Source organism: Desulfobacter curvatus DSM 3379, assembly GCF_000373985.1.
GTDB classification, from domain to species: Bacteria; Desulfobacterota; Desulfobacteria; order Desulfobacterales; family Desulfobacteraceae; genus Desulfobacter; species Desulfobacter curvatus.
Map to the genome: position 1 here is coordinate 24,882 of NZ_KB893089.1, position 10,499 is coordinate 35,380.

Annotated in this window: 6 protein-coding genes; 2 read left to right on the forward strand and 4 right to left on the reverse strand. The window is 46.4% G+C overall.

Features of this window, described 5'->3' with window-relative positions:
- Positions 1 to 53 precede the first annotated feature (53 nt).
- Positions 54 to 1,622 carry an SDR family NAD(P)-dependent oxidoreductase gene (locus tag B147_RS0120245; protein WP_020589031.1) on the forward strand — a complete coding sequence of 523 codons (1,569 nt, stop codon included), beginning with the start codon at positions 54 to 56 and terminating at the stop codon, positions 1,620 to 1,622.
- Here B147_RS0120245 and B147_RS0120250 read toward each other — a convergent pair.
- The 4 genes from B147_RS0120250 to B147_RS0120265 all read right to left on the reverse strand — a co-directional run bounded on the left by B147_RS0120250 (position 1,601) and on the right by B147_RS0120265 (position 9,392).
- Entirely contained in the window at positions 1,601 to 3,790 is a 2,190-nt protein-coding gene (locus B147_RS0120250; RefSeq protein ID WP_020589032.1) for a 1-acyl-sn-glycerol-3-phosphate acyltransferase, read from the reverse strand. The two genes, B147_RS0120245 and B147_RS0120250, sit on opposite strands and share 22 nt — an antisense overlap.
- A gap of 81 nt (positions 3,791 to 3,871) precedes the next feature.
- Positions 3,872 to 6,718, reverse strand: coding sequence for an Hsp70 family protein (locus tag B147_RS0120255; protein ID WP_033397696.1), 2,847 nt, complete (start codon positions 6,716 to 6,718; stop codon positions 3,872 to 3,874).
- A 25-nt stretch (positions 6,719 to 6,743) separates the two neighbouring features.
- Positions 6,744 to 8,558: an Hsp70 family protein gene (locus B147_RS0120260; RefSeq protein ID WP_020589034.1), complete on the reverse strand. Its 1,815-nt coding sequence runs from the start codon at positions 8,556 to 8,558 to the stop codon at positions 6,744 to 6,746.
- 30 nt (positions 8,559 to 8,588) lie between these two features.
- A complete protein-coding gene (locus B147_RS0120265; RefSeq protein ID WP_020589035.1) occupies positions 8,589 to 9,392 on the reverse strand; it encodes a DUF2760 domain-containing protein in 804 nt (267 codons plus the stop codon).
- 336 nt (positions 9,393 to 9,728) lie between these two features.
- Between B147_RS0120265 and B147_RS30580 the strand changes: the two genes are divergently transcribed.
- Positions 9,729 to 10,316 carry a GNAT family N-acetyltransferase gene (locus B147_RS30580; protein ID WP_020589036.1) on the forward strand — a complete coding sequence of 196 codons (588 nt, stop codon included), beginning with the start codon at positions 9,729 to 9,731 and terminating at the stop codon, positions 10,314 to 10,316.
- Positions 10,317 to 10,499: the final 183 nt, after the last annotated feature.

Genomic DNA, 10,499 nt, shown 5'->3' on the forward strand with positions numbered 1-10,499 from the left:
AATCAGCTATAATAATTGCCATTTTTCTATGTTTATTAAAGGAAGCCGATATCGTGAAAGCCCTTTGTGGGGAGCAACCCGCCCCGGAAGATGAAAAACGGATACTTGAAGACATTGCCCGCTGCATTGAGGTACTGGAAACCCTGGCTGACCGGTCTGAAATTCTGGCCAAATTATCCGAAGCGGACCGCATTGCGTTGATTAAGGCTGCCGGCAAAATATCCCGGCCGGACAAAACTGAAATAAAGAAACGCAACAAAGATAAAAAGAGGCAGAAGCGCCTTGCCGTTGTCGCAAAAGAACGGCGAATGAGAGCGCAAACCGGAATCAGGAAAGCCAGGGAAGCATTGGTGTTCACGGCGCCGCCCCAACTTGAAGGTCCCGCACTTGAAAGCCCCGATGCTACAGAGCACCTCGATTCGCCCCGCAACTGCTATGTATGCAAAGCCCAATTTACATTGCTCCACCATTTTTATGACAGCATGTGTCCTGAATGTGCAGAACTCAACTACCAAAAGCGGTTCCAGACCGCATCCCTTGAAGGACAGATTGCCGTTATCACAGGATCCAGGCTTAAGATCGGATACCAGGCCACGGTAATGATGCTTAGAGCCGGAGCAAGGGTGATTGCCACCACACGCTTTCCCAAGGATTCCGCGTTAAGATTTTCCAAGGAACCCGATTTCGATCAATGGGGGCACAGGCTCCATATCTACGGGCTGGACCTGCGTCATATTCCCAGTGTGGAGCTGTTCTGTGATTATGTCAAACAGACATATCGGCGACTTGATATTTTAATCAATAATGCGGCCCAGACCGTTCGACGTCCCCCTGGATTTTATGCCCACCTGATGGACACTGAACAAAAAGAAATTTCATCGTTGTCCCCAAAAGCGGCAATGCTTTTAGACCATTACCAGGACTGCGTGGCCCAGGTGACAACAGGCAGGCCCCGTGATGTAGGTGGAGAAGACGCGTTGCCGGTTTCCTGGAGCGGCACGGCCCCCGGTATCGGGCTGAGGCAGTCGGCCCAACTCTCCCAGATTCCCTATTCCTATGACCACAGTATAGACGCACCCCAGGTTTTTCCGGAAAAGGCTCTGGATGCCGATCTCCAGCAGGTGGATCTTCGGAAAACCAACTCCTGGCGGCTGAAACTGGGAGAGATTGAAACGGCAGAGATGCTTGAAATTCAGCTGGTCAACAATGTGGCCCCTTTTGTGTTGTGCAACCGATTGGCCCAGATGATGAAATCGGACTTTACCGGCCAAAAACACATTGTCAATGTCTCAGCCATGGAGGGCAAATTCCTGCGCTTTAAAAAAGGCAGCCGCCATCCCCATACCAACATGGCCAAAGCAGCATTAAATATGCTCACCCATACGGCGGCCGAGGATCTTGCCAAATACGGCATTTACATGAATGCCGTGGATACCGGCTGGGTCACGGATGAAGATCCGGCGCGTCTTGCCCAATTAAAACAAGAGCGCCACGATTTCCAGCCGCCTTTGGATATTGTGGACGGAGCAGCCCGGATCTGCGATCCTTTTTTCCACGGCATTCTAACGGGAAAGCATTGGTGTGGAAAATTTTTAAAGGATTATTTTCCCATAGACTGGTAGGCGTCCTGTTCAACCAAGGCTAAAAAGTCTGCAATAGATCGGTAAACCCGTGTTGATTCACTGCCTGAAAGAATATTATGGCAGTCTGTGTTAAAGAAAAAGAAGTCTTTCCGAATGGAGCGGACAAGCTTAAACAATTTTTCTGCATTTGCCGTGTTGCTATGAAATTGTTTGCCGGACTGCAGGAATAAAAGGGGTGCTGTAACAAACGGCAATCTTTCTTCCAGATGCTTTATCAATTTTTCAAGCGCTTTCATGCCCTTGGAAGGGTTTTGATGGTAGCATATCGAACAGGTATCTTCCATGCCCTTATCCCTGTAATCAAGATTGCCGTCAATAAACCTGGCTTTTTGCAGCATACGATGCCAGAACTCACCGGCAGTAAAGGATCGATACCCCACATCCTTGACATTTAACGGTGGAGCAACGGCAAAAACACCGGCAATTTCCGGTATCCGGGAGGCAAGTTCAAGCGCAAGTCCGGCACCTGTAAAAAAGCCGCCAACAAAGATCGACGACGTTCTGTGCTTTAAGATAACATAGCCCTCTTCCACACTGTTAATCCAGTCCTCATAACTTGTCCGGGAAAGATTTTCAGGTGTGGTGCCATGCCCTTTAAGTCGCGGCACAAGAACAGTGTAGCCAAGCGTACTGAAAAAATCAGCCAGGGGTTTCATCTCTCTGGGACAGGCAAGATAATTGTGAATTAAAAGAATACCGGGCCGGCCTTTTCCCGGATCGAAAATAAGGGGTTTGCCGGCCTCTTTTTCAAATGGTTCTTTTGGGGGATCAAATTTTTCGTAATCCAGATCATAGTCCTTTAAGACTTTGTCCATCAACCCATGGCGAATCTGCCGATCAATTTCAACGTCGCTTTTCCCGGCAATGTCCTTTATAGACAGCACGATATCCTGGAGCGGCTCGACTTCATTTGCAACAACATAAAGGGGATTTTCCATCCTCACTCCCTGGAAACCGGTATCTGCTGCAAATTTTTCCTGTCTTTTAAAAAATTTACCGTTTTTTTCATAAAGCACGCCGGTTTCAAGGGCAGTGTCAAGAAATGCGGCAAACCTTTTGTCTCTATCGTCGGTTAGCAGATGAATCTGGTTATCATAAAACGAGTTGTGAACACAGCGGCCGGAGTCTATGACTTTCCCGGTAATTGCCAGATATGCCCTGCACCTTAAATCATAGGAATCAATGCCCTGGGGTGACGGCGGCATATATTTGACCAGGCAGGTAAAAATATGGTCATAGTTAAGGGTAGTCATGCCGTAAACATCGGCCATGAATCGGTGAAGGATATCCTGACTGGCGGCTTTTATTACAGGGGCGGAACAAATACGTCTGCTGAAAACGATTTTCCGTCTTGATGTCAGATCGCTTTCAATGAATGAATTATTGAAATAATCGGCAATTTTGATGGGATTTGCAAACCGAATATCAACCTGGACGCCGGATAAAATCATGCTGCCTTCGGTCATCAGTTCATCCATCAATTGCTGGGAGGGATTTTCCATCAACTTCTGGGCAAGAGAAGAGAGCAGGTTCTCCTTTGCCCGCATGGGATAATAGGTGATATTTGTGGGCACCATATAGGTTGTTTGACTTAAGACCTTTTCAGGGTCCTTGATTTGGAACCAGTCGATGAGGCGTTCAAACTCTTTGGGATTTATGGTTTTCATCCGCCGCAGCCGTTTCCGGTAAAATTCACTTTGCAGTGCGATCACGGCTGCCCCGGAACGGGGACGGTGAACCAGTTTATCGACCGGGAATTCAAACCTGCCGTTATTAACAAGCTTTTTATTCTTTACCATTCTTCCTTCCGGAAAAATGATCCATGATGATTCGCCGTCTAAAAGGGTTTTGGTAATAAGATAATCCCGGTTCGGATCTTTGGTGGAGATGGCACCCATGACGTCAAGGATGCTTCTTAACCCGCCTGCAAAAAGACTGGCATGGGCCAGGGACCATATTCTTTTTTTTGTTATACCGTGGAGATGATACGGTAAAAAAATCGTTTCAATCCGGGTGAAATGATTAGCAATAAAGATAACGGAGCCGTCTGGAATCCTTTCTTGATTATGAATGGTTATCCGGGCTTTGGAAAGCCCGGATAATGCCTTAAGGGCATACCCGGACATGAAATATGCAAATTTGTTCATGTTGTCCTTTTTTCAAAACATAATCAAGAAAGGTATCGGTCTGGTCCGAAGACCAAGCCTATGGACTTGTAATCACCTTTTTCAGGGCGACTGCTTCAGTATAAGACCCTGGGGCAGACTTTCCCCAAAAATAGAAGCTTCATCGGCCGACTCAATGGGAACGACGGTTTGAATCATATCCAATGACTTTTTAGGCGCCTGCATCTGCTCAAGCCACGGGACCATTATCTGAATAGTTTCCGGGGAAACATCACGGGTTCGATCTCCGGTTTTCCGAAAGATATGGGCCAATGCCGTAGCGATCTGGTCCTTGGACGTCCAATTGATTTTAATCAATCGTTGTGTCCAGCGCTCCACCTCTTTTGCAGGAATCACTCTATCCACAGATCCATAAAGAAGCTCTCTGGCACCAATCCTTGACAGCGCCCAAAACATTTGGTGCGGTGTTTTACCTGGTTTCAACTGGGGGATCAGCTTTTTTGACAAAGCGATTTTGTCCTTTATCAACAGGCGCTCCATATTTGCTGCGGCCATCCACACTTCGGTCATCTCTTGCTTGGGCACTTTTTTGCCGGCACCGTTATTTGCCAATAAATAGCTGGAAACATCCTGGAAAAACTGCCGCTGTTGACCGGCAGTCAATCCCCCTGCAATGCGCCGGCAAAATATCCACCATTCAACGGCATTTTGCTTGGCTTTAGGGAACAGGCTTCTTTGTAAATAAACTTTCCACAATTTTGGCATACGTGACTCATCAAAGGCATCACCAAAGCCGGGTCGAATACAAAATCCGGTCAAGTTTAACCAGCGAACTTCGTGTTCCGGACTGTTTCCCCGCCATTTGACATTTTCAATCAGATGATCAGCCACAGCCCTGAGAAAAGACAGAGGCCATTTATTTTTCTTTGTCTCCACCAGCTTTTCTATATTTTTTACAACGGCAGGCAATTGGGGTCTATCGGCAGATCCGGAAAATGCGTCTGTCAACAGATTACGAACACTATTTAGTGTCTCATCATCATAGACTTCACTCTCGCCGGCTTCTCCGGCTTGGGGTTCACGCAATTGAAACTGAAGTTTCCAACGATGGGACGACACGCTTGAGCGGCACCACATCGCAAGCGTCCCCATCTCTGTATATTCGGCCTCAACCTTAACCGGAATCTGTTTTGATTCCCCTTTTTTTCCAAATTTAATAATGGTTTTCAAAGGCGGCAGCGGTGTCAGTGACTCATCAACCTGAAGAATGTCTCCACTTTTATCACCGGATCTGAAACTGGAGCTGAACATTGAAAAAACAACCGGCTGGTTGGTTACAACCTCAAACTCCATCTGTGGCAGCTGGATCAACGAGCCCTCATCCAGGCCACGCTCCACAATGCACAGGACATTTTCACACCTTGCGTCATCGGGTGCGCCTTGGGAGTCATGTTTACCCTGGGAATTATCCGAAGCAATGCCGATATAATAACTTCTGGGACTGCCGCTGCCCACACGCACACCAATGCCCTGTTTAACAAGACCATAGTAAGAGGCCCCTAAAGCAACGGAAAGATCCGGATCACTATTGTCCAGCACTGCCGGCAGCGCCTGATCCCCACAGGAAAACCATTTTCCGATAGCCGCCCTGATTTTGTTTTGAAACACGGACGGTTTCAGTGATCCGCCATTGAACAAAATATGATCAGGTATGGGGTCTTTACCCAGGGCCGCTTTAACACTGTCACGATGGCGCTCTAAAAACCATCCGATGTGACGGGTTATTGCAGGTTCCTGCTCATATGGCAGCCCAAATTCAGCTATGGCCTTTCCTGTTTTTTTAGGATTGGCAACACTGGGCTCAACCTCCGGGAAAAACCCGTTGCATAAGATATCTTCCAGCTCACCTTTTTCCAGATCCGCTGACAATGTATTTGCGATAAGCGATCGCCCCTCTCCGCGTAATACAATTCTGGCCCGGTTTTCATCACTGTTATTATCGTCGTTATTATCGTCGCCGGCCAAAAGCAGAGTTTCTTTTGCGGCCCGGCATTTATAGCTCAGTGTCTTCCACTGATCCGCCGTAAGGTTTGCTTTTTGCTTAAATTTTGTCGCGACATAGCGTGCCAAAGTAAGGTCAATATTGTCTCCGCCTAAAATGAGGTGATCCCCGACAGCCACCCGCTCAAACCGCGGACTGCCCTCTGCCTCTTTCAATGAGATCAAGGTGAAGTCGGTTGTGCCCCCGCCCACGTCGCAAACAAGGATCAAATCATCTGCTTTGACATGGGACTGCCAATCATGTTCATGGCGTGTCACCCATGCATAAAATGCGGCAAGCGGCTCTTCCAGCAAAGTGATATTTTTACTGAATCCGGCATCCCTTGCTGCCTTTAGCGTATATTCACGCGCGGCCTCATCAAATGATGCAGGAACGGTTATGACTGTAAATTGATTTTCAAGAAACAGATCTTCGTCTTTAACGAAGTGATTCCACGCCTTTCGAATATGTCTTAAATATTCACTGGTCGCCTTGACCGGGGATATTTTTTCCACATTCTGGGATCCCCATGGCAGAATCGGGGCTTCACGGTCGGCCCGGGCATGACACAGCCAGCTTTTGGCAGATGAAACCAGCCGGGATGGAATTTGTGCCCCATGCTCCCTTGCAAACACACCGGCAAACAGATCACTTTCCTTTTTCCAGGGATGCTGCAGTGCCTCTTTGGAGACATCGTACTCTCCGGGAATATATAAAAAAGAGGGCAGCACGGAGACAGGCGAAAACTCACCCGGTCCTGTTAATTGAGGCACCTTGAAAACTTTTATTGCATTGCCGATGCCATCGGCTCTATTTGTGTCAATGCTCGTCAGATCAGCGTATGATACCGCCGAATTGGTCGTCCCCAGGTCAATCCCGACCACATACCGTTTATCTTGAAAATCCAAATCCACTATAATCTCCTGCCCGCCACTACACCTTGGGTCTTACATTCAGCTCCAAACGCCATTTGCGATCATCATCCCGTGAGCAGGCCCAAAATTCGAGTGTGCCGATCTCGGTCACCTTGACTTCAAACGTGACAGGTATAAAGCCCTCATCGGTTCCTTCCAGCTCAGTTTCAATGGAGGTTAACTCAATGATCCCCATATCCTCCCAATTATCGATCACATCTCCGAGCTGATCATCAGGGCGGTTGGGAGAACTCATGATATCAAACGTGACTTTCTCGCCCACCACCAGATTAAACAAGCGGTCCTTGCTTTCCGCCTGGCTGCCGTCCTCCATGCCAAAGGGGGCAATGCAAAGGGCTCTGGTGGGCATGGCAAGCCCTGGAATGGCCGGCATGGCCGCTTCAATGGCCATATAGTAGGACATCCCGAGCCCACCGCGTATTTTAATGCCCTCTCCCCGCGCGGCCTGACCATAATAAGATGCGCCCCAGGCCACGGAAAGATCAAAATCAACGGCATTGATCTGCCGGATTTCTCCACCGGCTGTCGTGTGCCACTGCTTGAGTACATCCAGAATCCGCTCTCTGATCATAGGGGATTTCATGACCCCGCCGTTAAATACAACGGCCGTGGGCAGTCTTGGATTTCCCTGGACATCGGTATGGGAAGATATAAATTGAGCCAAATGCCGGGTAATACCCGGATCGGCTTCATATAAAAGTCCAAACTCCTTCATGCCGGCGGCGCTGCTTTTGGCAGGCTTGTCATCCAGACTGCATTTAGGAAAAAAACCATCCAGCACAACCTGCTGTATATCCTCAAGTTTCAAGCTCACTTTAATCGTTCCGGCGATCAGGCCGGAACCTCTTCCCAAAACCGTTACGGGATATTCATCGGGACCGTCAGATGAAAACAAGCTCTCTTTGGCTTTTCTGCAGGAGTGAACAAGTCCTCTCATCTGCCAGTCATCCAGTTTTTGTTTCTTTTCCCGCAGCTGGGCCGCAAGAAAGTAGGAAAGCGTTAAATCCAGATTGTCACCCCCAACAAGCAGATGATTGCCCACAGCCACACGTTCAAGACTTAAAAGGCCGTCCTCATCCTCGTCCACTTCAATAAGGCTGAAATCGCTGGTTCCGCCACCAATATCACAGACCAGAACAAGATCGCCCTTTTCCACTTGATCTCTCCAGTCATCACCGGCTTTGTCAATCCAGGCATAAAAGGCGGATTGGGGCTCTTCAATAAGCACAATGTCGTTCAAACCGGCCAGTTGCGCAGCCTTCACCGTCAGTTCTCGGGCAACGGCATCAAACGAGGCCGGAACCGTCAGGTAGATGGATTGATTTTCAAGGCAGAGATCCGGATCATCCTCCCCCATTTCGTGGTTCCAGGCATTTTTTATATGCCTGAGCAGCGCACAGGAGGCCTGGACCGGAGACAATCTCTCAATATCTTTTGTAGTATTCCAGGGCAGAATCGGGGTTTCGCGATCCACCGCCGCATTGCACAACCACGACTTTGCCGAGGAGATCAGTTTATGGGGCACTTCAGCACCGCGTTCTCTGGCAAATTCACCGGCGACAGTAATGGCATCTTCCTCTGGCCACGGCAATACCAAGGAGTTTGAATCGTCTTCATGCCCTTCCTTGACATAAAGAAAAGAGGGAAGGGAATCTCTTAATTCAACCACCCCGGGACCTGTGAGCTGCGGCACTCTGAAAATGTTTATTTTTGCCATTTCCCTGGGTGCTCTTTCAGTCTGCATATCTGAGTAGGCCACCACGCAATTTGTCGTCCCAAGATCTATTCCAACGATATATCTGCCCTCTTTCACGGCACACTCCTACAAATAAATGAAAATTTTCTATTCAACTTCTACTTCTGCCGGTGCAACAATGGAGGCATCCTGTACATCTGACAGCTTAGGCACCTCATTCTTTGCAGCCTTCCATCCCCGGTGCCTTAACACCCCTTTAAAGGGCGGTTCACCGGAAACATTCCCCGTTAATGTAATGGCATTAGGATCGAAACCCGGTTCAACTTCAACTTCATCCCCTTCTTCTTTATCAATCACCGGCACCAAAGACAGATACTTATCTACACTTTTCTTGCAGTCTTCCTGGATGCTCCTGACAGCCGCACCTATCTGATCATCATCATATACAGACAGTTCTTCTGCAAAAAAATCCAGCAACCGCCCTTCTCGTTGTAATACCGATATAAAATGCAGAAAAAGCCTTTTTTGCCGTTCCTGTTCCAATCGTTTCTCTACAAAATCTTTTTTCTTTGGGCTTTCACCACTTCCACTAACTTTTTTACCGGCAGGCGCAGCATCAAGATTTTTAAACAAAGAGCCCACGCTTGATTTCAAAAGGACCCAAAGAATAAGACTTAAAACTAAAAAAACAAGAACGGTGATGATCACAATGTGGGCAATATATTGCGTTGTCACCATATCTATAAAATGAGCCGCATCAGCCAGACTTTGAATGGTAAATGTCGCATTAATTCCCGGCAAAACAAGTATGCCGTCAGATCCCGGTGCAATGATGACTGCCATTTTCTTTAGCCCGAAATAAATTCCGGCACTTACCGCTCCGCCAATGATCAGCATAAACAGTACAATAACTGTAAATGATTTTGTCGCATATGCCTTTGTTGCGTTCACGATGTATCTTCTCCTGATTTTTTGTATTTTTATGTTTTATTTTTAAATATAACTCATTAAATTAATATCTAAATTTTAGCCGAGCACCTATCTTAATATTTTCCGGATAGATGATATGGTAATGCATCACTTGGAGGACCAACATACTAAAAAAAGCAGGTGCATGAAACCTTTTTTCAGCTATTCTAAATGGTTTCCAGGGTAAATTATTTTTTAAAATTTTTGAGTCATATGTCACGCTTGGGTCGGATGTATTGAAAGGGGAAATTCGAACATGTTATCTATGCTTATAAACTTACAAAAAATAAATTCCGCAAATTCTGAGTTGGAGGATTGATGATGCAAGATAGGATAAAACAAAAAATGAATTTTAGCGTGTATCTATCGCCTATCACACATAATCATATTGCCCATCTCATAGGTTTTTCAGATGATCCTGAACTTATTGAGACAATGGGATGGCATCCGTTCCGATGTAATGAAAGTGAAAGATTTATTAAAACGGTAGAGATTCTTACATTACCTGATAGGGGTGATGGTGAGCCAATAACATTTTGTATTATTGCTCATAAAAACGATGTTCCAATAGGCTATGTCACCCTTAAAGGCATCCACAATGATAAATCAAAGGCAGAAATTGGTATAGCAATAATGGATGGGCGGTACCGCTCTGGGGGGCATGGAACTGAGGCGTTAAAGCTTGTAGCCGATTATGCATTTAATACAATGAATTTATCCACCATAGCTCTCACTGTCTTTCATTCCAATACAAGAGCGATTAAGGCTTATGAGAAGGTTGGTTTTAAGACAGTAGATATCCTGAAAAAGTCATGGACTATGCTAAACGGAGAAAAAATTGATATGTTGTTAATCTTGGATTTCGCTTGTTCCCATTTTGAATTTTATAAATTTAAAAATCAATAAAATCGGTCGAAAAAGTCTAATTTTTAGAGCATACACCCAATTTTTTAATATAATTCACCATAATCCATCGTAACTACTTGAAATTAAACTAGATTTTTTTCACAAAAAAGTAGAGTCTTTCCAGTAAGTTAAGGAGGGCTCTATCATTGCGACTGCCAGTTATAAAAAATGTTCAAACGCAAC